The 24459-nt window shown below is 70.9% G+C and carries 20 protein-coding genes; 8 read left to right on the top strand and 12 right to left on the bottom strand.

Going from position 1 to position 24459, the window contains the following annotated elements; all coding sequences use genetic code 11:
* Window positions 1-300: 300 nt before the first annotated feature.
* From pgl to tkt, 6 genes are read right to left on the bottom strand one after another with little or no spacing between them, the layout of a single operon-like run.
* Window positions 301-1074 carry a 6-phosphogluconolactonase gene (gene pgl / locus DMP23_RS03310; RefSeq protein WP_337820130.1) on the bottom strand — a complete coding sequence of 258 codons (774 nt, stop codon included), beginning with the start codon at window positions 1072-1074 and terminating at the stop codon, window positions 301-303.
* The gene (gene opcA, locus DMP23_RS03305) at window positions 1071-2093 is read right to left on the bottom strand and encodes a glucose-6-phosphate dehydrogenase assembly protein OpcA (protein WP_037814651.1); all 1023 of its coding nucleotides are present in this window, start codon (window positions 2091-2093) and stop codon (window positions 1071-1073) included. Before opcA ends, pgl begins: the two co-directional genes overlap by 4 nt.
* Window positions 2090-3619 (bottom strand): glucose-6-phosphate dehydrogenase, encoded by a 1530-nt coding sequence (gene zwf, locus DMP23_RS03300; RefSeq protein ID WP_037814653.1) that lies wholly within the window; start codon window positions 3617-3619, stop codon window positions 2090-2092. Before zwf ends, opcA begins: the two co-directional genes overlap by 4 nt.
* Window positions 3616-5235: a glucose-6-phosphate isomerase gene (locus DMP23_RS03295; RefSeq protein ID WP_337820129.1), complete on the bottom strand. Its 1620-nt coding sequence runs from the start codon at window positions 5233-5235 to the stop codon at window positions 3616-3618. The genes zwf and DMP23_RS03295 overlap by 4 nt, the downstream gene beginning before the upstream one ends.
* Before the next feature lie 10 nt (window positions 5236-5245).
* Window positions 5246-6358 carry a transaldolase gene (gene tal / locus DMP23_RS03290; protein WP_037814657.1) on the bottom strand — a complete coding sequence of 371 codons (1113 nt, stop codon included), beginning with the start codon at window positions 6356-6358 and terminating at the stop codon, window positions 5246-5248.
* 13 nt (window positions 6359-6371) lie between these two features.
* Window positions 6372-8471, bottom strand: coding sequence for a transketolase (gene tkt / locus DMP23_RS03285; protein WP_337820128.1), 2100 nt, complete (start codon window positions 8469-8471; stop codon window positions 6372-6374).
* A 439-nt stretch (window positions 8472-8910) separates the two neighbouring features.
* Between tkt and DMP23_RS03280 the strand changes: the two genes are divergently transcribed.
* The 3 genes from DMP23_RS03280 (at window position 8911) to DMP23_RS03270 (ending at window position 12769) form a co-directional block, all read left to right on the top strand.
* On the top strand, window positions 8911-9891 hold the full coding sequence (locus tag DMP23_RS03280) for a heme o synthase (protein ID WP_037814661.1): 981 nt from the start codon (window positions 8911-8913) through the stop codon (window positions 9889-9891).
* A 103-nt stretch (window positions 9892-9994) separates the two neighbouring features.
* Window positions 9995-12244 (top strand): HelD family protein, encoded by a 2250-nt coding sequence (locus DMP23_RS03275; protein ID WP_337820127.1) that lies wholly within the window; start codon window positions 9995-9997, stop codon window positions 12242-12244.
* 9 nt (window positions 12245-12253) lie between these two features.
* Entirely contained in the window at window positions 12254-12769 is a 516-nt protein-coding gene (locus DMP23_RS03270; RefSeq protein WP_238607425.1) for an FKBP-type peptidyl-prolyl cis-trans isomerase, read from the top strand.
* Between the two features lies 1 nt (window position 12770).
* Here the strand turns inward: DMP23_RS03270 and DMP23_RS03265 are convergent, their stop codons facing one another.
* Window positions 12771-13742, bottom strand: coding sequence for a quinone oxidoreductase family protein (locus DMP23_RS03265; protein ID WP_337820126.1), 972 nt, complete (start codon window positions 13740-13742; stop codon window positions 12771-12773).
* Between the two features lie 92 nt (window positions 13743-13834).
* Between DMP23_RS03265 and DMP23_RS03260 the strand changes: the two genes are divergently transcribed.
* Window positions 13835-14152: a hypothetical protein gene (locus tag DMP23_RS03260; protein WP_009075903.1), complete on the top strand. Its 318-nt coding sequence runs from the start codon at window positions 13835-13837 to the stop codon at window positions 14150-14152.
* Complete coding sequence (locus tag DMP23_RS03255; protein WP_337820125.1) at window positions 14149-15012, top strand: ATP-grasp domain-containing protein; 864 nt, start codon at window positions 14149-14151, stop codon at window positions 15010-15012. The genes DMP23_RS03260 and DMP23_RS03255 overlap by 4 nt, the downstream gene beginning before the upstream one ends.
* Before the next feature lie 129 nt (window positions 15013-15141).
* Here the strand turns inward: DMP23_RS03255 and DMP23_RS03250 are convergent, their stop codons facing one another.
* The 5 genes from DMP23_RS03250 to mptB form a co-directional block, all read right to left on the bottom strand.
* On the bottom strand, window positions 15142-16071 hold the full coding sequence (locus DMP23_RS03250; protein ID WP_337820124.1) for an acyl-CoA desaturase: 930 nt from the start codon (window positions 16069-16071) through the stop codon (window positions 15142-15144).
* Window positions 16072-16166: 95 nt separating this feature from the next.
* Window positions 16167-17138 carry a COX15/CtaA family protein gene (locus DMP23_RS03245; RefSeq protein WP_275295513.1) on the bottom strand — a complete coding sequence of 324 codons (972 nt, stop codon included), beginning with the start codon at window positions 17136-17138 and terminating at the stop codon, window positions 16167-16169.
* Window positions 17139-17280: 142 nt separating this feature from the next.
* Complete coding sequence (locus tag DMP23_RS03240; protein ID WP_043827456.1) at window positions 17281-18069, bottom strand: ABC transporter permease; 789 nt, start codon at window positions 18067-18069, stop codon at window positions 17281-17283.
* Window positions 18066-18992, bottom strand: a complete 927-nt coding sequence (locus DMP23_RS03235; RefSeq protein ID WP_037814674.1) for an ABC transporter ATP-binding protein — start codon at window positions 18990-18992, stop codon at window positions 18066-18068. Before DMP23_RS03235 ends, DMP23_RS03240 begins: the two co-directional genes overlap by 4 nt.
* 6 nt (window positions 18993-18998) lie before the next feature.
* Window positions 18999-20603, bottom strand: coding sequence for a polyprenol phosphomannose-dependent alpha 1,6 mannosyltransferase MptB (mptB, locus tag DMP23_RS03230; RefSeq protein WP_337824351.1), 1605 nt, complete (start codon window positions 20601-20603; stop codon window positions 18999-19001).
* Window positions 20604-20965: 362 nt separating this feature from the next.
* Here mptB and DMP23_RS03225 point away from each other — a divergent pair, with 362 nt between their 5' ends.
* From DMP23_RS03225 to sufD, 3 genes are read left to right on the top strand one after another with little or no spacing between them, the layout of a single operon-like run.
* Window positions 20966-21817, top strand: a complete 852-nt coding sequence (locus tag DMP23_RS03225) for a helix-turn-helix transcriptional regulator (RefSeq protein ID WP_037814675.1) — start codon at window positions 20966-20968, stop codon at window positions 21815-21817.
* Window positions 21814-23262, top strand: coding sequence for a Fe-S cluster assembly protein SufB (gene sufB / locus DMP23_RS03220; protein WP_037814676.1), 1449 nt, complete (start codon window positions 21814-21816; stop codon window positions 23260-23262). The genes DMP23_RS03225 and sufB overlap by 4 nt, the downstream gene beginning before the upstream one ends.
* Window positions 23263-24435 carry a Fe-S cluster assembly protein SufD gene (gene sufD, locus DMP23_RS03215; protein ID WP_134669652.1) on the top strand — a complete coding sequence of 391 codons (1173 nt, stop codon included), beginning with the start codon at window positions 23263-23265 and terminating at the stop codon, window positions 24433-24435.
* Window positions 24436-24459 lie beyond the last annotated feature (24 nt).

Here is a 24459-nt window from a genome sequence, read left to right as displayed (position 1 = left end):
GGATTCCTTGCGGCGCGAGGGAGATGGGTCCGGCGGGAGTTGCTGGCAAGCGACGGTGAGTGGCAGATCCGTTGCGGCGCAATGCAGTCGGGCCCGGCTGGGTGTGCGGTTAGTTGCTGGCGAACCATTCGGCGGCGATGCTGCGCGGCGGGAGAGTAGCGGATTCGGTGCGCGCGGCGGAGAAGAACTCAGCGGCAATGCGCGAGGAGTCGCTGGCGAGCCATTCAGCAACCGCCTTGCCCCGCAACGAAAACGGCTCCCCGCGCCACACGCGCGAGGAGCCCTTCCCGGCAAACCGTCTTACTCGGCTGGCGGCTGATACACCTTCGTCAACTTCCCGGCCGCCTTGCGGTCGAGGAGCCACAGCGTCCGCCGGTAACCCCGGGCGCCCGAGACGGGGATCTGCGTTTCCGGCGCACCGGCCAGTGCCTGCGCGACCGCGTCCGCCTTGGCGGTTCCTGCCGTCATCAGCCACACCTCGCGGGCGCGGCGGATGGCGGGCAGCGTCAGCGATACGCGCGTCGGCGGGGGCTTCGGGCAGTCGCGGACCGGCACTACCGAGCGCTGTGTTTCGCGCACCTCGGCGGTTTCCGGGAACAGCGACGCCGTGTGGCCCTCGCCGCCGAGGCCCAGCAGCATGATGTCGAACTCCGGCACGTCCGCGCCGGGGCCCGCCGCGTCGGAGAGGACCTTTGCGTAGGCCTCGGCGGCGGCGTCGACGTCGTCGCCGAATTCGCCGTCCGACGGGGCCATCGCGTGCACCCGCTCCGGAGCCAGCGGCACGTGGTCGAGCAGGGCTTCGCGGGCGCCCTTTTCGTTGCGCTCGTCCGAATCCGCCGGGACGAACCGTTCGTCGCCCCAGTAGATGTCCAGCCGCGACCAGTCGATCGCGTCCCGCGCGCTCGACTCCCGCAGTTCGCGCAGCACGGCGATGCCGGTGCCGCCGCCGGTGAGCACCACCGACGCGGCGCCGCGGGCCGCCTGCACGTCGACGATCCGGGTCACCAAGCGGGCCGCGGCGGCCGCGGCGAGCAGGTCCGGGTTTTCGTAGACGACGACCTCGGTCCGGCTCATGAGCTGCTCTTTTCCGCCGTCTTGCGGGCCGTCTTCGGCTTCGCGGCGGCAGCGGGCTTAGCGGCGGCCGCAGGCTTGGCGGCAGCGGGCTTCGATCCGTTGGAAGCGGCGATCTTGTGCAGCCCGTGCAGCGCCGCCTCGTAGATCTCGTCCGGGTCGAGCCGCCGGAGTTCCTCGACGAGGCACTCCGGGTTGCTGCGCCGCTGCAACGCGATCCGCCGCGTCGGCTGGCCCGGCTGGGTCAGCGTGCCGACCCGCCCGTCCGGCCGCGTCAGCTCCACCGCGCCCGACTTCCGCTCCAGCTTCACCGAGATGATGCCCTGCGCGCTCGAACTCTTGACCCGGTGCACCGGGGCCTTGAGGTACTCGGCGAGCCAGCCCGCGAGCAGTTCGGTGGACGGCGAATCGGCCTCGCCGGTCACCGTCGCGCTCGTGATCTTCTCGTACGGCGGCAGGTCCAGCGCCGACACCAGCTGCGCCCGCCAGCGGGTCAGCCGGGTCCACGCCAGGTCGGTGTCACCCTCCACATAGGACTTCGCGCGCGTGGTGAGAGACCTTATCGGGCTCTTTTCCGCGGCCGAGTCGGTGATCCGCCGCTGCGCCAGCTGACCGAGCGGGTCCTCCGCGGGAGCCTTCGGGCCGGCACCGGGCCACCAGGTGACGATCGGCGCGTCCGGCAGCAGCAGCGGCACCACGGCGCTCTGCCCCTGCGCGGCCAGCGGACCGTACAGCCGCAGCACGATGACCTCGCTCGCGCCGGCGTCGCCGCCCACGCGGATCTGGCCGTCTATCCGCGGCGCGGCCGTGCGCGCGCCCTTCGCCACGACGATCACCCGCGACGGGTGCTCGCGGCTGGCGTCGTTCGCGGCCTCGATGGCGTCCTCGAGCTTGGCGTCGTCGTCCGCGACGATCACCAGCGTCAGCACCCGGCCGAGCGCGACCTGGCCGCCCTGCTCGCGGATCTCCACCAGTTTCTTGTTCAGCGCCGACGTCGTGGTCGACGGCAGGTCGATGATCACGGACGCCTCCAGTGCCTGCCGGTACGTTCCAGCATCTCGTCAGCCGACTTCGGACCCCAGCTGCCCGGCGGGTATTGCTCCGGCGCGGTGCCGAGCTTCGCCCAGTGCGACAGCACCGGGTCGAGGATCTCCCACGACAGCTCGACTTCCTCGTTCACCGGGAACAGCGACGGCTCGCCCAGCAGCACGTCCAGGATCAGCCGCTCGTAGGCCTCCGGCGACGATTCGGTGAACGCGTGGCCGTAGCCGAAGTCCATCGTGACGTCGCGGACCTCCATCGTGGTCCCCGGCACCTTCGACCCGAACCGCAGCGTGATGCCCTCGTCCGGCTGCACGCGGATGACCAGCGCGTTCTGCCCCAGCTCCTCGGTGGAGGTGGAGTCGAACGGCAGGTGCGGCGCGCGCTTGAACACGACCGCGATCTCGGTGACGCGGCGGCCGAGCCGCTTGCCGGTGCGCAGGTAGAACGGCACGCCCGCCCAGCGGCGGTTCTGCACCTCCAGCGTCACCGCGGCGTACGTCTCGGTCTTCGAGTCCTTCGCGAACCCGGCTTCCTGCAGCAGCCCCGGCACCTTCGTGCCGCCCTGCCAGCCGCCCGCGTACTGCCCGCGCGCGGTGGTCTGGTCGAGCGGCAGCATCGGCTTGGTCGCCGCCAGCACCTTGGCCTTCTCCGACCGCAGCGCCTTCGGCTCGAACGACAGCGGCTCGTCCATCGCGGTGAAGGCGAGCAACTGCAGCAGGTGGTTCTGGATGACGTCGCGCGCGGCGCCGATCCCGTCGTAGTACCCCGCGCGGCCGCCGAGGCCGATGTCCTCGGCCATGGTGATCTGCACGTGGTCGATGAAGTTCGCGTTCCAGATCGGCTCGAACAGCTGGTTCGCGAAGCGCAGCGCCAGGATGTTCTGCACCGTCTCCTTGCCGAGGTAGTGGTCGATGCGGAACACCGACTCCTCGGGGAAGACGTCGTTCACGATCGCGTTGAGCTCCTTGGCGCTCTTGAGATCGTGCCCGAACGGCTTCTCGATGACGACGCGCCGCCAGGTGTTCTCGTCGGCCTGCGCGAGGCCCGAACGCGCCAGCTGCTTGGTCACCACGGGGAACGCGCCCGGCGGGATCGACAGGTAGAACGCGGTGTTGCCGCCGGTGCCGCGTTCCTCGTCCAGTTCGCGCACGGTCTTCGCGAGCCGGTCGAAGGCGTCGTCGTCGTCGAAAGTGCCCTGGACGAACCGGATTCCTTCGGCGAGCCGGTTCCACACCGACTCCTTGAACGGCGTCCGCGCGTGCTCGCGCACCGAATCGTGCACCAGCTCGCCGAAGTCCTGGTGTTCCCAGTCCCGGCGGGCGAAGCCGACCAGCGAGAACCCGGCGGGCAGCAGCCCGCGGTGCGCGAGGTCGTAGATGGCGGGCATGAGCTTCTTGCGCGCCAGGTCGCCGGTGACGCCGAAGATCACCAGGCTCGACGGCCCGGCGATCCGCGGCAGCCGCTTGTCGCGGGGGTCCCGCAGCGGGTTGCGCCAGGTGGTCACTGAGCGGCCTCCTGCACTGCCCGCACGAGCTCGGCGAGCCCGGCGGCGCGGTCGGTCAGGTGCAGCCGCAGCACCGGGCGCCCGTCCTCGGCGAGCACCTGCCCGTCGCCGAGCGCCTGCGCGTGCTGGAGCTGCCCCAGCGTGTACGGGCGGTCCGGCACCGACAGGTCGTCCTCGACGGCTCCGGTGATCTGCAGGAAGCTGCCGTTCTGGTGGCCGCCCTTGTGGTACTGCCCGGTGGAGTGCAGGAACCGCGGGCCCCAGCCGAACGTGGTCTGCACGCCGGTCCGCTTAGCGATTTCGCCGCGCAGCAGCGAAGTCGACGCGTCGTCCAGCCGGTCGAGGTAGGCCTGCACGGCGATATACCCGCCGTCGGCCACCGAACCGAAGAACGCACGCAGGACGTCGGCGAGCTTGCCGTCCGTCGAAACCCCTTCGCTGCCAAAGACTTCGACCGCACCGTCCACAGTGGCCGGTTCCTCGCCGCCCTTCAGCTTCTCCGGGTCGTCCAGCAGCGCACGCGCCGCCTTCTTGGCCGCCTCGACGTCCGGCTGGTCGAACGGGTTGATCCCGATCAGCCGTCCGACGAGCGCGGTCGCGAACTCCCACAAGAGGAACTGCGCGCCGAGCGGGCCGGTCACCGAGATCTGCGCCGCGCCTTCCGGGGCGCCGATCGCGACCGCGGTCGCGTCCTTGCCGTGGTCGGCGAACCCGGGTGCGTCCGGGCCCTCGACGGCCACCGGCAGCAGGCCGGTGCCGAGCTTGCCGGTGGACTCGGCGATCAGCTGCTCCGCCCAGTCCGGGAAACCCTTGATGCCCGAACCGGTGTCGGCCAGCACGACCTTCTCCGCACCGGCCTCGTGCGCCGCGCCCCACGCCGCCGCCAGCTGCACGGCCGGGTTCTCGGGCGCGTCCTCGGCGAGCGTTTCCGCGACCGACGCCGCCTGGTCGAGCAGCCGCGCGACGTCCGCGCCCGCGAGACCGGCCGGCACGAGGCCGAACGCGGTCAGCGCGGAGTAGCGGCCGCCGACGTGCGGGTCGGCCAGGAAGGTCTTGCGGTAGCCCTCTTTCTCCGCCAGTTCGGAGAACGGGGAGCCGGGATCGGTGACGACGACGATGCGCCGCGCCGCGTCGATCCCGGCGTCCGCGAACGCCTTGGCGAAGATCCGGCGGTGGCTGTCGGTCTCGACAGTGCCGCCGGACTTCGACGACACCACGATCACGGTGCGCTCGAGGTCGCCCGCGAGCGCGTCGGCCACCTGGCCGGGGTCGGTCGTGTCGAGAACCGTGAGCGGGACGCCGGCGGTGGCGGTGATGACCTCCGGCGCGAGCGACGAACCGCCCATGCCGGCGAGCACCACGCGGTCCACGCCCTCGCTGCGCAGTTCCGCGCGCAGCGCTTCGATTTCCCCGATCAACGGACGCGACGACTTGTGCAACGTCGTCCAGGACAATCGGATCGACGCTTCGGACTCGGCGTCCGGACCCCACAGGGTGGAGTCCTTGGCGGCGAGCTTGGCAGCGGCGCCGTCGGCGGCCAGCCGCTGCGCCAGCGGCGCTGCCTTTTCTGCCAGTTCGGCGTCGACGATCACGACGCCGGTTTCGTCCCCGCTCATGGTCTCTGGTTCAGCCCCTCGCTTTGTTCAGCTGTCCGGTCACCGTGTCCAGCAGTTCCTGCCAGGACTTCTCGAACTTCTCGACGCCTTCGGTCTCCAGCGTCACGAACACGTCCGGCACGTCGATGCCGGCCGCCGACAGCTTGTCGAAGATCGCCTGCGCCTGCTCGCCCTTTCCGGAAACCGTGTCCCCGGTGATCTCGGCGTGGTCGGCGACCGAGTCCATGGTCTTCTCGGGCATCGTGTTCACGACGTCCTTGACCACGAGCTGGTCGACGTACCGGGTGTCGGAGTAGGCCGGGTCCTTCACGCCGGTGGAGGCCCACAGCGGACGCTGCGCGTTCGCGCCCGCCTCGGCGAGCGCCTTCCACTGGTCCGTGGCGAACAGCTTCTCGAAGGCCGCGTACGCGAGCCGCGCGTTGGCGATGGCCGCCTCGCCCAGCAGCGCCTTGGCCTCGTCAGTGCCGATCGCGTTCAGCCGCTTGTCGACCTCGCTGTCCACCCGGGACACGAAGAACGACGCGACCGAGTGGATGCCCTTGAGGTCGTGGCCGTTGGCCTTCGCCTGCTCGAGACCGGCGAAGAAAGCCTTGATGACGGCCTCGTAGCGCTCGACGGAGAAGATCAGCGTGACGTTGACGCTGATGCCCTCGGCGAGCACCGCGGTGATCGCGGGCAGGCCCTCTTCGGTCGCCGGGATCTTGATCATCACGTTCGGCCGGTCGACGGTCTTCCACAGGTCCTTGGCCTCGGCCACCGTCTTGTCGGTGTCCTTCGCCAGGCGCGGGTCCACCTCGATGGACACGCGGCCGTCGACGCCGTTCGTGGCGTTGTACACGTCGCGGAACAGGTCCGCGGCGTTGCGCACGTCGGTGGTGGTCAGTTCCCGGACGGTGCCGTCGAGGTCCGCACCGCGCGCGGCGAGGTCGTTGACCTGCTCGTCGTAGGCGGCGCCCTTCGACAGCGCGTTCGCGAAGATCGTCGGGTTGGTGGTCACGCCGACGACGTGCTTGTCGCGGATGAGCCCGGCGAGGTTGCCCGAGTTCAGGCGCTCCCGCGAGAGGTCGTCCAGCCAGATCGAGACGCCTGCTTCGGACAGCTGTGCGAGCCGATCAGTGCTCATGGTTGCTCTCCCTTCAGTTCTTGGTGTTGGCGATCGAGCGGCGGGCGGCGTCGACCACGGCTTCGGCGGTGAAGCCGAACTCGCGGAAGAGCGTCGCGGCGTCGGCCGAGGCGCCGTAGTGCTCGATCGACACGTTCTCGCCGGCGTCGCCGGTGAAGCGCTGCCACGGCATCGCGATCCCGGCCTCGACCGAAACGCGGGCCTTGACCGTCGGCGGCAGGACGGCGTCCTTGTAGTCCTGGTCCTGCGCGTCGAACCACTCGACGCACGGCATCGAGACCACGCTGGCGGGGATGCCGTCGGCCTCGAGGGTCTTGCGCGCCTCGACGGCCAGCTGGACCTCGGAACCGGTCGCGATCAGCACGACCTCCGGGGCGCCGTTGGACGCCTCGGCCAGCACGTAGCCGCCCTTCCTGACGCCCTCGGCGTTCGTGCCCTCCAGCACCGGCACGTTCTGCCGGGTCAGCGCGAAGCCGGACGGGTGGTGCACGTCCTCCAGCACGGCCTTCCACACGTACGCGGTCTCGTTGGCGTCCGCCGGGCGGACGACGTTGAGGCCCGGGATGGCGCGCAGCGCGGCGATCTGCTCGATCGGCTGGTGCGTCGGGCCGTCCTCGCCGAGACCGATCGAGTCGTGCGTCCACACGTAGATGACCGGGGCCTTCATCAGCGCGGCGAGCCGGACCGGCGGGCGCATGTAGTCGGAGAAGGTGAGGAAGGTCGCGCCGTACGGGCGGGTGCCGCCGTGGAGCGCGATGCCGTTGAGGATCGAGCCCATCGCGTGCTCGCGGATGCCGAAGTGCAGCGTGCGGCCGTACGGGTTGGTCTTCCACATGTCGGTGCCGGCCGCGGCCGGGCCGAACGAGTCGGCGCCCTTCATGGTGGTGTTGTTGCTCTCCGCGAGGTCCGCGGAACCGCCCCACAGCTCGGGCAGCGGCTCGGCCAGCGCGTTGAGCACCTCGCCGGAGGCCTTGCGGGTGGCGATGCCCTTGGCGTCGGGCTCCCACGACGGCAGGTTGTCCGCGAAGCCCTCGGGCAGCGTGCGGGTCGACAGCCGGTCGGCCAGCTTCTTGCGCTCCGGGTTCGCCGCGGCCCACGCCTCGAAGCGCTCCTGCCACTCGGCGCGCTGCTTCTCGCCGCGCTCGATCGCCTGGCGGGTGTGCGCGAGCACGGCCTCGTCGACGTCGAAGTTCTTCTCCGGGTCGAAGCCCAGCGCCTTCTTGACGCCCGCGACCTCTTCCGCGCCCAGCGCCGCGCCGTGCGCCTTGCCGGTGTTCATCTTCGTCGGGGCCGGGTAGCCGATGATCGTGCGCAGCTGGATGAAGGACGGGCGCTGGGTCTCGGCCTGCGCCGCCTTGATGGCCGCCTCGATCGCGACGACGTCCTCGCCGCCCTCGACGGTCTGCACGTGCCAGCCGTAGGCCTCGTACCGCTTCGCGACGTCCTCGGACAGCGCGATGTTGGTGTCGTCCTCGATGGAGATCTTGTTGTCGTCGTAGAAGACGATCAGGTTGCCCAGCTCCTGGCGGCCCGCGATGGACGAGGCCTCGGAGGTGACGCCCTCTTCGATGTCGCCGTCGGAGGCGATCACGTAGATGTGGTGGTCGAAGATGCTCTCGCCGGCGGGGGCGTCCGGGTCCAGCAGCCCGCGCTCGCGGCGCGCCGCCATCGCCATGCCGACGCCGTTCGCGAGGCCCTGGCCCAGCGGGCCGGTGGTGGTCTCGACGCCCTTGGTGTGCCGGTACTCCGGGTGGCCCGGGGTCTTGGAGCCCCAGCGGCGCAGCTGCTCGAGGTCTTCCAGCTCCAGGCCGAACCCGGCCAGGTACAGCTGGATGTAGAGGGTCAGGCTGGAGTGCCCGGCGGAAAGCACGAACCGGTCGCGGGCGGGCCACTCCGGGTCGGCGGGGTCGTGCCGCATCGTGCGCTGGAACAGCGTGTACGCCAGCGGCGCCAGGCTCATCGCAGTGCCCGGGTGCCCGCTGCCGCATTTTTCGACGGCGTCCGCGGCCAGCACGCGGGCGGTGTCCACGGCGCGGGTGTCGGTCTCGGTCCAGTCGGCCGGCACGTTGCGCCGGAGCAAGGGGTTGGTCTCGCTGCTAGAGGTTTCGGACACTGAACTCGAACTCCTGCGTCGGTGAAGTGGTGGCTGTATTCCGTGCGTGCCGCTCAAGTGCTGCGGTGTGCGCCCTCAGTTATCTCAATCGATCCCGAAGGGACGATATTCCTGCTGGCGGCGCTGTGCAGGCGGAGCGAGCGGCCCGTCGCTGTCACCCTAGTGCGTACGCGTGCGCGCGAGCGCGGGCGCGCACCCTGCGGGTGAGGTGATCCTGCCCGCCTGTCTGTCTCCGGCTACCCGCCGCGGGCCGTCCCGACTCATCGCGGCCCGCCGCGGCGGACGTGACGGAGGGAACACCGCCGGGCGTGTCCCGGACCCGCGGGCGTCGGGCCGGTCCGTCACGTCTAACATCGATCGCGGGCCAGGCACGGAAGTTCTCCATGAGCACCACCTCTTCTTCCGCGCCGCCCGGCCCAGGACTGACTCAGGGAGAGAAATGTCGTTGGTGAACGCTGCGCACGGACGCAGTGAAGACACCAGCGCCGTACCCCCGGACGGCGGACGGCCGAGCGGGGCCCGGCGAAGCTTCCGCCAGGTGGCCGGCGCGTACGCCGCGCTGGCGAAGCCGCGCGTGATCGAGCTTCTCCTCGTCACCACGATCCCCGCGATGTTCCTCGCCGGGCGCGAGGTGCCGAACCCGTGGCTGGTGGTCGCGACGCTGGTCGGCGGCACCATGGCCGCGGGCAGCGCGAACGCGCTCAACTGCGTGATCGACAGCGACATCGACAAGGTCATGAACCGCACCAAGCGGCGGCCGCTGGTGAAGGACGCGGTGCCGCGGCGCAACGCGCTGATCTTCGGACTCGTCCTGGGCATCGCCTCGTTCGCCGTCCTGTACTTCACGGTGAACCTGCTGGCGGCGGTCCTCGCGATCGCGACCATCCTGTTCTACATCTTCGTCTACACCCTCGGCCTCAAGCGGCGGACGTCGCAGAACGTGGTCTGGGGCGGGGCCGCGGGCTGCATGCCGGTGCTGATCGGCTGGGTCGCGGTCACCGGCACCGTGCAGTGGCCGGCGTTCGTGATGTTCGGCGTGATCTTCTTCTGGACGCCGCCGCACACCTGGGCGCTGGGCATGAAGTACCGCGACGACTACGAGCGCGCGGGCGTGCCGATGCTCCCGGTCGTCGCGACCGCCGAGCACGTGGCCCGGCAGATCGTCATCTACTCGTGGGTGATGGTCGCCTGGACGCTGCTGCTGCTCCCGGTCACCAGCTGGCTGTACGCGACCTTCGCGATCCTCGCCGGCGGCTGGTTCCTCTTCTACGCGCACCGGCTGCAGGCCGCCGTGCACCGCGGCGAGGAGACCAAGCCGATGGCGCTGTTCCACCGGTCGAACACGTACCTGATGATCGTGTTCGTCGCGCTGGCGGTCGACTCGGCGATCGGCTTGCCGGTCCTCGGCCTGCCTTTCTGACCCGACCCGTTCGCACCCGATCCGCGCCGGGCAGGAATGGCCCGGGATCCTCGCCGGTTGCACTCTTCCGGCCCCGATCCCGACCTGAAAGCAGGACCTTTCCTTGCCCGAGGAACCGGCCTACGAAGCCGAGCTGCGCCGCGAGCAGGCTTATGTCGACGCGCTGTTCGCGAAGCTCGACGCCGAACGCACCCAGACCCAGCGTCGCCTCGACGAGACCCTGCGCCAGACCGGCGGGACGCCGCAGGCGCGGACCGAACGCGAAGCCGCCACGAACCTGCACAGCGACCGGCTCGCCCAGCTCGGGTCGGTCGAACAGGGACTGTGCTTCGGGCGGCTGGACTTCGGGCCCGGCAGCGCCTCCGAAGACACCGAGGAAACCGCCTACATCGGACGGCTCGGGCTGTTCGACGAGGACGACGACTACCGGCCGCTGCTGATCGACTGGCGCGCGCCGGTCGCGCGGCCCTTCTACCTCGCCACCGCCGCTTCGCCGGACGGCGTGCGCCGCCGTCGCCACCTGCGGTCGCTGAGCCGTCGCGTCACCGGGTTCGACGACGAGATCCTCGACCTGACCGCCGCCGACCAGGGCCAGGACCTCGGGCTCGCCGGCGAGGCCGCGTTGCTGGCCGCGCTGGAGCGCCGGCGGACCGGCGAGATGGCCGACATCGTCGCCACCATCCAGGCCGAGCAGGACCGGATCATCCGCGCGCCGCTCGGCGGGGTCATGGTGGTGCAGGGCGCGCCGGGCACCGGCAAGACCGCGGTCGCGCTGCATCGCGCGGCGTATCTGCTTTACACGCACCGCCAGCAGTTGACCACGCGCGGCGTGCTCGTCGTCGGCCCGAACTCGACCTTCCTGCGCTACATCGGCCAGGTGCTGCCGTCGCTCGGCGAGACCGGCGTGCTGCTGTCGACCATCGGGCAGCTGTGGCCGGGCCTGGACGCGGACGGCGCCGAGTCGCCGGAAGCGGCCGAGGTGAAGGGCCGGCTGGTGATGGCCGAGGTGCTCGCCAAGGCGGTCCGCGACCGGCAAGGTGTACCCGATCCGGTGATCGAGATCGAGCACGAACGCGAAATCCTCAAGCTCGACCGGAAGACCTGTGCGCAGGCGCGCACCCGGGCCCGCCGTTCGCGCCGGCCGCACAACCTCGCGCGGCGGCTGTTCGTCTCCGACGTGCTCGACGCGCTCACCCGGCAGGCCGCGCGTGCGCTGGGCGAGGATCTGCTGGACGCGCAGGACGTCCAGGACATCCGTGCCGAGCTCGCGTCGAGCCCCGCAGTGGCCGCCGCGCTGAACTCGCTGTGGCCGAAACTCACGCCCGCGGGCCTGCTGGACGACCTGTTCGCCGAGCGCGAACACCTCGACCGGGCGGCGGGCGAGCTGCTGTCCGAAGAGGACCGGAAGCACCTGGAGAGCGGTCGCGACGCGAAGTGGACGCCCGCTGACGTGCCGCTGCTCGACGAACTGGCCGAACTGCTCGGCAGCGACGACTCCGAGGAGGAAGCCGAGCAGAAGCGCCAGGAACGCGTCGAGCGCGCGTATGCCGAAGGCGTGCTGGACATTCTCGAGCAGGACGAGGAAATCCAGGACGAGGAGATCCTGCGGGTGTCCGACGTGCTGGACGCCGAGCTGTTCGCCGAACGCCAGCAGGCGCGCAGCGAGCTGACCGCGGCGCAGCGGGCGGCGCAGGACCGGACGTGGACGTTCGGGCACGTGATCGTGGACGAGGCGCAGGAACTGTCCGCGATGGATTGGCGCCTGCTGATGCGCCGCACGCCGAACCGGTCGATGACGCTGGTCGGCGACGTCGCGCAGACCGGGGCCGCCGGGGGAGCGCGGACCTGGGACGAGGTGCTGTCGCCCTACGTCGCGGACCGCTGGCGGCTCGAGCAGCTGACGGTGAATTACCGCACCCCGGCGGAGATCATGGCGGTCGCGGCGGGCGTGCTCGCCGAACTCGACGTGGACCTGGCCGCGCCCGCGTCGGTGCGGGAGACCGGGGTGCCGCCGTGGGGCGTGGAGGTCGCCTCGCTGGACGAGGAACTGCCGTCGCTGGTGGCCGCGGAACTGTCCGCTGTGGACGGTGGGACGGTCGCGGTCCTGGTGCCGGGTTCGCGCATGGACGAGGTGCGGAAGCTGCTTCCGGAGGACGACCGGCTGAGCGTGCTGACCGTCGATCGTTCCAAGGGACTGGAGTTCGACGGGGTCGTGCTGGTGTCGCCGGACGAGATCGTGGCTGGCTCGGCGCGCGGGCTGAACGACCTGTACGTGGCGCTGACCCGGGCGACGCAGCGGCTCGGCGTGGTGCGGACTGGTCCGGCGGTGCCTGCGCTCGGTGGGCTTGGTTAATCTTCCGGCATGCAGAACATCGGCAGGACAGCTGTCCTCGGCGCGGTCGTGGCGGTCGCCGCGTTCGGCCTCACGGCCTGCGGCGGCGACAGCAGCGCGGCTCCGGCGACCCCGAGCCGCGAGTGCACCGCGGACGACATCAAGACCACCGGGAACTTCGGCCAGGCGCCGACGATCACCATCCCGGACGACTGTGCCCCGCCGAAGAAGCTGCTCACCAAGGATCTGTCGGAGGGCACCGGGAAGGCCGCGGCCGCCGGGTCGAAGCTGTCCATGAACTACCTGGTCGTCACCTGGTCGAACAAGAAGAAGCTGGACAGCTCGTTCGACCGCGGCGAGCCGTTCGGCCTCGATCTCGGCGCCGGCCAGGTGATCGAGGGCTGGGACCAGGGCCTCGTCGGCGTGAAGCAGGGCGGGCGGCGGTTGATGATCATCCCGCCCGCCCTCGCCTACAAGGACGGCGGACGCGGCATCGCGCCCAACGAAACGCTGGTGTTCGTGACCGACGCCCTCTCGGTTTCCTGAGTCAGGGGATCAGCAGCAGCTTCCCGGTCGTCCGGCGTCCCTGCAGGTCCTCGTGGGCCTTGCGGGCGTCGGCGAGCGGGTAGCGGCCGCCGATGCGGACGTTCAGCGAACCGTCCTGCACGGCGGCGAACAGTTCGCCGGCGCGCCAGTCGAGTTCCTCGCGCGTGCGCAGGTAGTGGCCGAGCGTCGGGCGGGTCAGGAAGAGCGAGCCGCCGGAGTTGAGCCGTTGCGGGTCGACCGGCGGCACCGGGCCGCTGGCCGCGCCGAACAGCGCCAGGGTGCCGCGGATCTTCAGGCTCGCGAGGCTGCCGTCGAAGGTGCTCTTGCCGACGCCGTCGTAGACCGCGGCGACGCCTTCGCCGTCGGTCAGCTCGCGGGTCACGGCGGCGAAGTCCTCGCGGTCGTAGCGGATCACGTGGTCCGCGCCGGCGCCGCGGGCCAGCTCGGCCTTCTCGTCAGTGGACACGGTGCACAGCACTCGCGCGCCGCGCGCCTTCGCCAGCTGGACCAGCAACAGACCGACCCCGCCGGCCGCCGCGTGGACGAGGATGTCGTCGCCTGCCTGGACTTCGTAGGTCGACCGCACCAGGTAGTGCGCCGTCATGCCCTGCAGCATCGTGGCGGCGGCGAGCTCGTCAGACACGCCGTCCGGCACCTTCACCGTGGCGCTCGCCGGGACCACCGCGCGCTGGGCGTAGCTGCCGAGCACGCCCTGCCAGGTCACGCGGTCGCCGGGGGCGAATTCGGTGACGCCCTCGCCGGTCTCCATGACGGTCCCGGCGCCCTCGGAGCCGAGGACGAACGGCAGGTCGATCGGGTAGATGCCCTGGCGCTGGTAGGTGTCGATGTAGTTGACGCCCGCGGCGGCGAGGTCGACCAGCAGCTCGCCCGCGCCGGGCGGGCCGGGCTCGATCTCGGCCAGTTCCAGCACTTCCGGGCCGCCGGTCCGGGTCACCTGCACTGCGGTCGGCATCGTTCCTCCTCGAGATGGGCGCGTCTGGCGTCCACTATGGCCGAGAACACGGTCGGGCCGCGGGGGCGGGGGTCTCGGGTTAAGCTCCGGACGTGGCTGAGGAGACCGAAAACACGCCGACCGCGCCGACTGCCCGCCAGCTGGCGTCCGCCCGCGACTTCGTGGCGAAGCACGGGAAACCGTCGCGCGCCGTGGTCGAGAACATCGGCCTCGCCGGCGCGCGGGTCGTGCTCGTGGGCCCGGACGGGGCGATGGGCGACGTGCTGGTCGCCGGGGTCGAGACGGGGAACGCGCTGGTCGAGCAGGTCGACGACCTCGAGGCCGCGGAGTGGGACAGCGAAACCGTGAAGACGGTCAAAATCGGTGCAGCGCACCGGCGCAAGATGGCCGGGCCGCGAGCAGGCCGGTGACCCGCTCGGCGATTTTCGTCGGCTGCGCCGCCCTGCCCGAGGGCGACGGCGACGAGGCCGCGGTGCTGCCCGCGCTCGCGGACCTCGGATTCGCCGTGAGCTGGGCGGCCTGGGACGCGGCCGCGGACTTCGCCTCGGCGGACATCGTCGTGCTGCGCGCCGCCTGGGACTACCCGGAGCGGCGCGAGGAATTCCTCAGCTGGTGCGAGGACGTGCCCGGGCTGAGCAATCCGGCCGCGGTCGTGCGGTGGAACACGGACAAGTCGTATCTCGGCGAACTGCTCGACGCCGGGGTGCCGACGGTGCCGGTCGAGATCGTGCCGCCGGGGGAGAAGCCGCGCTGGCCGAAGAAGCCGTTCGTGGTGAAGCCTTCGGTGGGCGCGGGAGGCCGCGGCGCCGCCCGGTTCTCCGCCGCCGGTGCGGACGCGGAACAGCATCTGCGCACTTTGCACGACGAGGGCCGCACGGGTCTGGTGCAGCCGTATCAGTCCAGTGTGGACGCTCAGGGCGAGATCGCGGTGACGTACTTCGGCGGCGTTTATTCGCACGCCTTCACGAAATTCGCGCCGCTGGAGTCCTCAATGGACAGTTCCGGCATGTACCGGGAGGAGCGCCTCGCGGCCGCGGTCCCGGCCCCGGAGGTGCGCGCGGTGGCGGAGGACGCACTGGACGCCGCTTGCGGGCTGCTCGGGATCTTGCGGGCGGAACTGCTGTACGCACGGGTCGACCTGGTCCGCGGGGACGACGGGCGTCCGCTGGTGCTGGAGCTGGAATTGACCGAACCGTCGTTGGGTTTCCGACACGCGGACGCGGGCGCGCCGTTGCGGTTCGCGTCGGCGGTGCGGCAGCAGTTGGCTTAGCTCAGGCGGGCTACGCGGCGTTTCGCGGGCAGGCTCTGCGCTCGAGGTGAGCGGATGTGAGTCGCCCGCTTGAGCTGCGCGTTACGCAGACTCGATTCGCGTCGGCGATGCGGAATCAACTGGCCTAACTCAAGCCGTCCGCCGCTTAGCCGCCAACCGTTCCGCCCGGGGCCACCGGACATCCGTCGCCCAGCCGAGGCGTTCGAAGGTCCAGATCACCCGCGCCGAGACGTCCACCTGGCCGCGCAGGACGCCGTGCCGGGCGCAGGTCGGGTCGGCGTGGTGGGAGTTGTGCCAGGACTCTCCCATCGACAGCAGCGCCAGTGGCCAGAAGTTCGCGGCGCGGTCGCGGCTCGCGAACGGGCGGTCGCCGATCAGGTGGCACACCGAGTTCACCGACCAGGTCACGTGGTGCAGGAACGCGATCCGCACCAGCCCGGCCCAGAAGAACGCCGTCAGCGCGCCCTGCCAGGTGCCGCTGAAGGCCCAGCCGAGGGCGGCGGGCAGGGCGAGGCTGAGCGTGATCCACAGCCAGAAGAACCGGTTCACCAGGCGCAGGTCGCGGTCGCCGACGAGGTCGGGCGCGAAACGGTCGGCGTTGGTGACCTCGCGCTGGAACATCCAGCCCATGTGCGCGTGCCAGAACCCGCGCAGCAGCGCCGCCGGCGACGTGCCGAACAGCCACGGCGAATGCGGATCGCCCTCGCGGTCGGAGAACGCGTGGTGGCGGCGGTGGCTCGCGACCCAGAAAATCACCGAACCCTGCACCGCCATGCTGCCCGCGATGGCTAGCGCGATCCGCAGCGGCCGGCCCGCTTTGAACGCGCCGTGGGTGAAATAGCGGTGGTACCCGACGGTCACGCCGAGCGTGGCGAGCACGTAGAAAACGGTCGCGAGGATCAGGTCGGTCCAGCCGATGCCCCATCCCCACACCAGCGGCACGGCGGCGATCAACGCGGCGAACGGCACGAGCAGGAACGTCTTGAGCACGAGCATCTCGGCGGTCCCGCGCCGGCCGGAGAGCAGGGATTTGGCGGCACGGGCAGGGGCGGTCGGCATGGCGGCACCTCGGGCTTTTCGGAAAGCCGGACGGCGACGACGGTAAGCCGCCGACCTGTCCGCCGGGCCGACGCGCAGTTACGCCCGGATGACCGTCAGTTCGCGGTGGCGAGTTCCCGCTTCTCGGCGGGCTCCAGCGACGTGACCGGACCCCGGTCGCGAGTGCCGGTCCACAGCACCGCCGTCACCACGATCACGAGCGCCGAGCCCAGCACGTGGAAGGACACCATCGCCTCGGGCACGCCCAGCGCGTACTGCACCGTCCCCAGAACACCCTGCAGCAGCGCGACAATCCACACCCACGCGTACCGCTGCCACACGCTCTTCGGCGCGCCGACGCGCATCAGCGTGAGCCCGAAGACCCCCAGCACGACGAGGTACGCGATCAGCAGTCCGCTGTGGATCCGGGCCAGCTGCTCGATCGGGGCGTCGAGGCGATGCGTGTTCACGTCGCCGCCGTGCGGGCCCGCGCCGGTGACCGTGGTGCCGGCGATGAGCACCGCCCACATCAGCACCGTCAGCAGCACCAGCATCTGCCGTCCCAGCTTCGGGACCAGCGGGCGCGCCGGTTCGTCTCCTTCGCGGAAGGCCTTCAGGAGCAAGACCGCCAGCCACACGAGCGGCGTCGAAGCGAGGAAGTGGATCGCGACCGTCCACCATTCCAGTTTCGCCAGCACCGTCAGCCCGCCGATGACCGCCTGCAGCACGACGCCGCCGGGCATCGTCCAGGCGAGCTTCACCAGCCGCTTGCGCTCCGGGTGGTCGATCTGGATCCGCCACGCGGTGAGCACGGCGAGCGCGGCCACCACGATCACGACGCCGGTCAGCATCCGGTTCGAGAACTCGATCCACTGCGTGACCGCGTCGATGCCGGAGTGCCGCACCGGCACCAGGCTGCCCGCGACGCACTGCGGCCAGGTCGGGCATCCCAGCCCGGACCCGGTCACCCGCACCACGGACCCGGTGACGCCGATGCCTGCCTGCGCGACCACCGCGGCGATCCCGACCGCGCGCTGAACCGCGGCGGACGGATACGGCAGGCGGGCGATCAAACTGCGAAGGGACACGCCGAAAGAATACTCGCGCGCGTTTTCCCGCCTGCACGCGGCGGTATTGTTCCGCCCGGATTTGCCAGCGTGCGCAAGGAATCGGGTGCGGCGGCGGTCACATTCCGGCGCGGAATTCCGCGCGGAAATCGCGGTGTGGGATTCAGGTGAGTTTTGTGGTTCGCGTCGCCAGCACCCCGGCCACCGCCGCCCACACCACCAGCACCGCGGCCGGTCCGAGCGGGAACTGGCCGTCCACCAGCGCCGCGCGCATCCCTTCGGCCAGCGCGCCGGAAGGCAGCAGCGACACCACGAACCCGACCCCGGACGGCAGCGCCGACGGGGCCAGCAGAATCCCGCCCGCCAGCAGCAGCACGAACCACACGATGTTCGCCAGCGCCAGCACGGCTTCCGCGCGCAACGCGCCGCCCAGCAGCACGCCCAGCGCGCCGAAAGCCAGCGTCCCCAGCACCAGCAGGACCACCGCGGAACCGATCCCGGCGGCCGAAGGGGACCAGCCCAGGAAAGCCGCCACGATGCCGAGCACCACGGACTGCAGCGCCACCACGACCAGCGCCGCCACGACCCGTCCGGCCACCAGCAGCCAGCGCGGCAGGGCTGTCGCCGAAAGCCGCTTCAGCACGCCGTACCGGCGGTCGAAGCCGAGCGCGATCGCCTGTCCGGTGAACGCCGACGACATCACCGCCAGCGCGAGGATCCTCGGCGTCATCCAGTCCACTTTGGACGTCGAACCGAGCTGGCTTGCCGGGAGGATGTCCAGCAGGCTCAGGCCGATCAGCAGCGCGAGCGGAATGATCAGGGTGAGCAGCAGCTGCTCGCCGTGCCGCAGGGTCAGCGCGGCCTCGACGCGCGCGTGCGTGCGCAGCATCTTGCCGAGCGAACCGCGGCCGGGCGCGGGGGCGAAAGTGCCCGCGGGGAACGGAGAACTCATGCGCGCAGCTCCCGTCCGGTGAGTTCGAGGAACACTTCTTCGAGCGTCCGCCGTCCGACTTGCAGTTGTTCGGGCAGTACGCCCTGTTGCGCGCACCAGGCGGTGACGGCGGAAACCACCTGCGGGTCGACCGCGCCCTCCACCAGGTACGAACCGGGCGCGGTTTCGCTGACCCGGTAGCCCTCCGGCAGCGCGGCCGCGAGCAGGGTCGTGTCGAGTTTCGTGCGGGCGCGGAACCGCAGCTGCGCCGCCTCGCCCGCCTCCAGGGTCAGCGCATGCGGCGTGCCTTCGACGACCACCTTGCCGTGGTCCACGATCACCACCTGGTCGGCCAGCGTTTCCGCTTCCTCCATCAGGTGGGTGGTGAGCAGGACGCTCACGCCGTCCGCGCGCAGGGCCGCGAGCAGGTCCCAGACCAGCCGCCGCGCCTGCGGGTCCATGCCCGCGGTGGGCTCGTCCAGGAACACCAGCTCCGGACGGCCGACCAGCGCGCACGCCAGCGAAAGCCGTTGCTGCTGCCCGCCGGAGAGCCGTTTGAACGGGGTGCGCTTCGCGCCGGCCAGCCCGAGCACGTCGAGCAGCCACGCCGGATCGTGCGGGTTCGCCGCGCAGGAAGCCACTAGCCGCAGCATTTCCTCCGCGCGCACGCCTGGGTACGCGCCGCCGCCCTGGGGCATGATGCCGACGCGGGGGCGGAGCCGGGAGCTGTCCGCGACGGGGTCGAGGCCGAGCACGCGCACCCGGCCCGCGTCAGGTCTGCGGAAACCCTCGCAAATCTCGACAGTGGTCGTTTTTCCGGCGCCGTTCGGCCCGAGCAGGGCCAGCACGCAGCCACGCTCCATGCGCAGGTCGATGCCGTCGACCGCGGTGGTGGAGCCGTAGCTTTTCGCCAAGCCGGAGATCTCGACGGCGGGGTTGTCCACAACGAATCACGATACGACCTCGGCGGGCGCGCGCGGTGCTGGGGACGCCGGAGGTGTCCTGGACAACAGCAGCGGCGAAACCCGGTACACGATCGCGAGGCCGCCGAGGGTCACCAGAGCGGCCGCGCCGTAGGCCCACGGCAGGACGTAGGAGCGGCCGTCGAAGGTGCCGCCGGTGGGCGGCAGCAGGAACGGCAGCCCGGCGCTGATGACCGTGGCGACGACCCGGAACCGCGACGTCCCGGCCGCGGCGGCGAGCGGGATCACCGCCCACAGCAGGTACCAGGGCTGGAGGTTGATCTGCAGGATCATCGCCGCGCCCAGCGAAACGCCGAGCCCGATGATCGGCCGGTACCGCCATTTGAAGCTGGCCCACAGGAATTTGATCGTGACGGCCGCGGTGATCGCGTTGCCGAGCGTGCCGAGGATCGGCACCAGCGCGTCGGTGTGGTTGCCCAGCCCGAGCGTGATGCCGAGGACGCCGCTGAGGTTCGCGATCTCCGCGGTGGGGGAGATGAACGACCGCACCAGCCCCGGCGTGCTCGCAGTCGCGCCGATCCAGCCGAAGCCCAGCCCGGTGCCGACGCAGATCGCGGTGAGCACGACGCCGAACAGCAACGCCATCGGCGCGCCCGCCCACACCAGGTCCTTCAGCCGCCCGTGCCATCTGCGCGCGACCATCACCGAAAGGAACGGCAGCGCCAGCACCGCCGGGATCTTCACGGTGGCGCCGACGGTGATGATGACGACGCCGAGCGCGATGAAGAGCAATTCGCCCTTCGCCAGCGGCGGCGGACTGTCTCCCTTCACCCGCACCGGCAGCCGCCGGATGCCGATCTCCAGCCCGGCCACCATGAGCCCGATGGCCAGCGAATCGTTGTGCGCGCCCGCGACGAAATGGAAGATCAGCAACGGGTTCGCCGCGCCGAGCCACAGCGCGGTGGCCGGCTGCACGCCGAACCGCCGGGCCAGCCGCGGCACCGCCCACACGATCAGCAGCACGCCCACCATCGCGAGGCCGCGCTGCAGCAGCACGCCGACGACGATGTTGTTGCCGCCGACCGGGGCCAGCCACCCGCCGAGCCGCAGCAGCAGCGGGCCGTACGGGGCGGGCGTCTCGCGCCAGATGTTGGTGACGCCCGCGGTGAGCGGGTCCGCGACGCCGAGCGCCTGCGCCGGGCCGAGCTGGTACGGGTCCATGCCGCGGTGCACGATCTCGCTCTGCGCGAGATAGCTGTAGACGTCGCGGGAGAACAGCGGCGGGATCAGCAGCAGCGGCGCGACCCACATCGCGACGGTGCGGGCGAGCTGCCCGCTGGTGGCCAGCCGCGCGCTCGCCGGGCGGGCGAACCGGGCGAGCATGAGCCAGCTCAGCACCAGGATGCCCATCCCGGAGAACGCGATCGCGAGCGAGACCGTCGGGATCCGGATGAACAGCCGCAGCACCGGCAGGTCCTGCACCGGGTTGATCACCGGCGCGGCGCCGGCCCCGAGCGAGCCGAGCGCGAGGAACAGCGAGCCGACCGTGCCGAAGCGGCGGACCGCGTCGAGGCCGCGGGTCTCGGCGGCGTTCAGCGGATCGGTGCGGCGCGGGCCGACCGGCGACGGCACGGTCGCCGGGTGGTCAGCGCTGTCGGCGCCGCCGGATACGTCCGGTTCCGGTGCCCGCTGGTCCGGGTGTTCGCCGACTGCCACGCCCGAAAGCGTATCGAGTCCGGTACGGGCGGCGTGGCGAGTCCGGCCGGAAGGCTGTGGGCGGGTGCGGGGCGGCGGGTCGCGAGTGGGTTTGGCGGGCGGTGCGGAGGGGCGGATCGGTCTGGTTCGGGCGAAGGGGAGGATCGAGTCCGGTCGGCGTGCGGAGTCCGGCGGGAACGGTGTGGGCGGGTGCGGGGCGAGGCCCGTTCCGCGTGAGTCGGGTCACTGGGCGACACCCCGCCTTTGCCCGGCGGCCGGAAATAAGACACACTTGTGTTGTGAAAAAGAACGGGACCACCGGCGAGGGGCGCGGCGAGCAGCCGCGCACCGCGGCTGTCGGCGTTCCCGTGCAGGTCAGCGCCGCGAACGTGGCCGAGGGCCGCACCCGGCACGAGGTCGCCCGGCTGCTGCTGGAGCAGGGCCCGATGACCGCCGTGGTGGTCGCCGAGCAGCTCGGGATCAGCCCGACGGCGATCCGGCGGCACCTCGACGCGCTGCAGGCCGACGGCGAGGCCGAGACCCGCGACGCCCCCCGCAAGGGCCCGCGCGGACGCGGCCGCCCGGCCAAGCTGTTCCTGCTCACCGAAGCGGGCCGCGCCCGGTTCGGGCACGCCTACGACGACCTCGCGGTCTCGGCGATCCGCTTCCTCGCCGAGCACGCCGGCCCGGACGCGGTGCGCGCGTTCGCCGAGCGCCGGGTCGAGGGGCTCGTCGGGCCGCACCGGCAGGCGATCACCGGATCGGCTGATCCGGTCGAGCGCGCCGAGGCCCTCGCCACCGCGCTGAGCAGGGAGGGCTACGCTGCCTCGACCCGTCAGGTCGGGGCGGGCACCCCCGCCGCGAACGTCGGCGCGCAGCTGTGCCAGCACCACTGCCCGGTCGCGCACGTCGCCGCGGAATTCCCGCAGCTGTGCGAGGCCGAGACGGAAGCGTTCGCGAAGCTGCTGGGCACCCACGTCCAGCGGCTGGCGACCATCGCGCGCGGAGACAACGCGTGCACCACACACGTACCCGCCGGACCGGCGGGTATCCCGGCCCATCCCGAGCCGGACCGCACGACGCCCGGACCAGCGGCCCCGCCGCCCGAAGGGCACGCACCACGGATCCCGAATGGAGGGAAACCCGCATGACTGCCGCTGCCGAGCAGCGCACTCCCACCACCGAGCCGTTGAGCCAGGAAGAGACCATCGCGTCCCTTGGCAACTACGCCTTCGGCTGGGCGGACTCCGACGAGGCTGGCGCCAGCGCCCGCCGCGGCCTGAACGAGGATGTCGTCCGCGACATCTCCGCGAAGAAGTCCGAGCCCGAGTGGATGCGCGACGCCCGATTGAAGGCGCTCAAGCTGTTCGACCTCAAGCCGATGCCGAACTGGGGCGCCGACCTCTCGGGGATCGACTTCGACAACATCAAGTACTTCGTGCGGTCCACCGAGAAGCAGGCGGCCAGCTGGGAAGACCTGCCCGAGGACATCAAGAACACCTACGACAAGCTGGGCATCCCCGAGGCGGAGAAGCAGCGCCTCGTGGCCGGCGTCGCCGCGCAGTACGAGTCCGAGGTCGTCTACCACCAGATCCGCGAGGACCTGGAGGAGCAGGGCGTCCTGTTCCTGGACACCGACTCCGCGCTCCGCGAGCACCCGGAGATCTTCCAGGAGTACTTCGGCTCCGTGATCCCGGCGGGCGACAACAAGTTCTCCGCGCTGAACACGGCGGTGTGGTCCGGCGGCTCGTTCATCTACGTGCCGAAGGGCGTGCACGTCGAGATCCCGCTGCAGGCCTACTTCCGGATCAACACCGAGAACATGGGCCAGTTCGAGCGGACGCTGATCATCGTCGACGAGGACGCCTACGTCCACTACGTCGAGGGCTGCACCGCGCCGATCTACCAGTCGGACTCGCTGCACTCCGCGGTCGTCGAGATCATCGTGAAGAAGGGCGCCCGCTGCCGCTACACGACGATCCAGAACTGGTCGAACAACGTCTACAACCTGGTCACCAAGCGCGCCAAGTGCGAAGAGGGCGCGACCATGGAGTGGGTCGACGGCAACATCGGCTCCAAGGTGACCATGAAGTACCCGTCGGTCTTCCTCATGGGCGAGCACGCCAAGGGCGAGGTCCTCTCGGTCGCGTTCGCGGGCGAGGGCCAGCACCAGGACGCCGGGGCCAAGATGGAGCACCTCGCGCCGCACACGTCCTCGACCATCGTGTCGAAGTCGGTCGCGCGCGGCGGCGGCCGGACCTCCTACCGCGGCCTGGTCAAGGTCGCGAAGCGGGCGCACCACTCGCGCTCCAGCGTGGTCTGCGACGCCCTGCTGGTGGACACGATCTCGCGGTCGGACACGTACCCGTACGTGGACATCCGCAACGACGAGGTGTCCATGGGCCACGAGGCCACCGTGTCCAAGGTCAGCGAAGAGCAGCTGTTCTACCTGATGTCGCGCGGCCTCGACGAGGCCGAGGCGATGGCGATGATCGTGCGCGGGTTCGTCGAGCCCATCGCGCGCGAGCTGCCGATGGAATACGCGCTCGAGCTGAACCGCCTGATCGAGCTGCAGATGGAAGGGTCCGTCGGCTAAATGTCCGTGGCAGAGAACAACGTTTCCGAAGCCATCCGCGAGGGGGCCGTCATCCCGGCGGCCTCCCGCGCGGAGCGCTTCACCTCCTACGACGTCGAGGCCTTCGAGGTCCCCGGCGGGCGTGAGGAAAACTGGCGCTTCACGCCGATGAAGCGCCTGCGCGGCCTGCACGACGGTTCCGCCGTCGCCTCCGGCGAGATCACGCTGGAGACCGAGGCCGCGCCCGAGCTGAAGATCGAGACCGTCGGCCGCGACGACTCGCGGCTCGGCCAGGCGGGCGTGCCGAGCGACCGCATCGCCGCGCAGGCGTACTCCTCCTTCGCCAAGGCCACCGTCGTGACGGTGCCGAAGGAGACGAAGGCGTCGACGCCGTCGGTGCTGCGCATCCACGGCCCTGGCGAGGGCCAGGTCGCCTACGGGCACCTGCAGGTCCGCGCCGAGGCGTTCGCCGAAGCCGTGATCGTGCTCGACCACGTCGGGTCCGGCACCTACGCCGACAACGTCGAGTTCGTCATCGGCGACGGAGCCAAGGTCACCGTGGTCAGCGTCCAGGACTGGGCCGACGACGCGGTGCACGTCTCCGAGCAGCACCTCAAGCTGGGCCGCGACGCCGCGCTGCGGCACACCGTGATCACCCTGGGCGGAGACCTGGTCCGCATCTCGCCGACCGCGACCTTCACCGACAAGGGCGGCGACGTCGACATGCTCGGCGTCTACTTCGCCGACGGCGGCCAGCACCAGGAGCACCGGCTCTTCGTCGACCACGCGGTGCCCAACTGCAAGTCGCGGGTCGGCTACAAGGGCGCGCTGCAGGGCGAGGGCGCGCACGCGGTGTGGATCGGCGACGTGCTGATCCGGGCCGCGGCCGAGTCCACCGACTCCTACGAGTTCAACCGCAACCTGGTGCTCACGCCCGGTGCGCGCGCGGACTCGGTGCCGAACCTGGAAATCGAGACCGGCGAGATCGAAGGCGCCGGCCACGCGAGCGCGACGGGAAGGTTCGACGACGAGCAGTTGTTCTACCTGCAGTCGCGCGGAATCGCCGAAGAAGCCGCCCGCCGCCTGGTCGTGCGCGGGTTCTTCCACGAAATCCTGGTGAAGATCGACGTCCCCGAGGTGCGCGAGCGCCTCGAAGCCGCGATCGAGGCCGAACTCGAAGCCGTCGGCGCCTGACGCCCTCCACCGCAGACTTTAGGA

Origin of the sequence: Amycolatopsis sp. A1MSW2902 (assembly GCF_017312175.1) — a bacterium.
In the GTDB taxonomy this organism is placed as follows: domain Bacteria; phylum Actinomycetota; class Actinomycetes; order Mycobacteriales; family Pseudonocardiaceae; genus Amycolatopsis; species Amycolatopsis nivea.
Note: the sequence above shows the minus strand (reverse complement) of the source record. Positions and strands in the feature narration are given on the sequence as shown.

What these genes read in the sequence shown, in the direction of transcription:
- tal (WP_037814657.1), bottom strand. Translation starts at nt 6,358, where the DNA reads ATGAGCACTGATCGGCTCGCACAGCTGTCCGAAGCAGGCGTCTCGATC.
- sufB (WP_037814676.1), top strand. Translation starts at nt 21,814, where the DNA reads ATGACTGCCGCTGCCGAGCAGCGCACTCCCACCACCGAGCCGTTGAGC.
- pgl (WP_337820130.1), bottom strand. Translation starts at nt 1,074, where the DNA reads ATGAGCCGGACCGAGGTCGTCGTCTACGAAAACCCGGACCTGCTCGCC.
- DMP23_RS03270 (WP_238607425.1), top strand. Translation starts at nt 12,254, where the DNA reads ATGCAGAACATCGGCAGGACAGCTGTCCTCGGCGCGGTCGTGGCGGTC.
- DMP23_RS03250 (WP_337820124.1), bottom strand. Translation starts at nt 16,071, where the DNA reads ATGCCGACCGCCCCTGCCCGTGCCGCCAAATCCCTGCTCTCCGGCCGG.
- DMP23_RS03280 (WP_037814661.1), top strand. Translation starts at nt 8,911, where the DNA reads ATGTCGTTGGTGAACGCTGCGCACGGACGCAGTGAAGACACCAGCGCC.
- DMP23_RS03240 (WP_043827456.1), bottom strand. Translation starts at nt 18,069, where the DNA reads ATGAGTTCTCCGTTCCCCGCGGGCACTTTCGCCCCCGCGCCCGGCCGC.
- DMP23_RS03295 (WP_337820129.1), bottom strand. Translation starts at nt 5,235, where the DNA reads ATGAGCGGGGACGAAACCGGCGTCGTGATCGTCGACGCCGAACTGGCA.
- sufD (WP_134669652.1), top strand. Translation starts at nt 23,263, where the DNA reads ATGTCCGTGGCAGAGAACAACGTTTCCGAAGCCATCCGCGAGGGGGCC.
- DMP23_RS03265 (WP_337820126.1), bottom strand. Translation starts at nt 13,742, where the DNA reads ATGCCGACCGCAGTGCAGGTGACCCGGACCGGCGGCCCGGAAGTGCTG.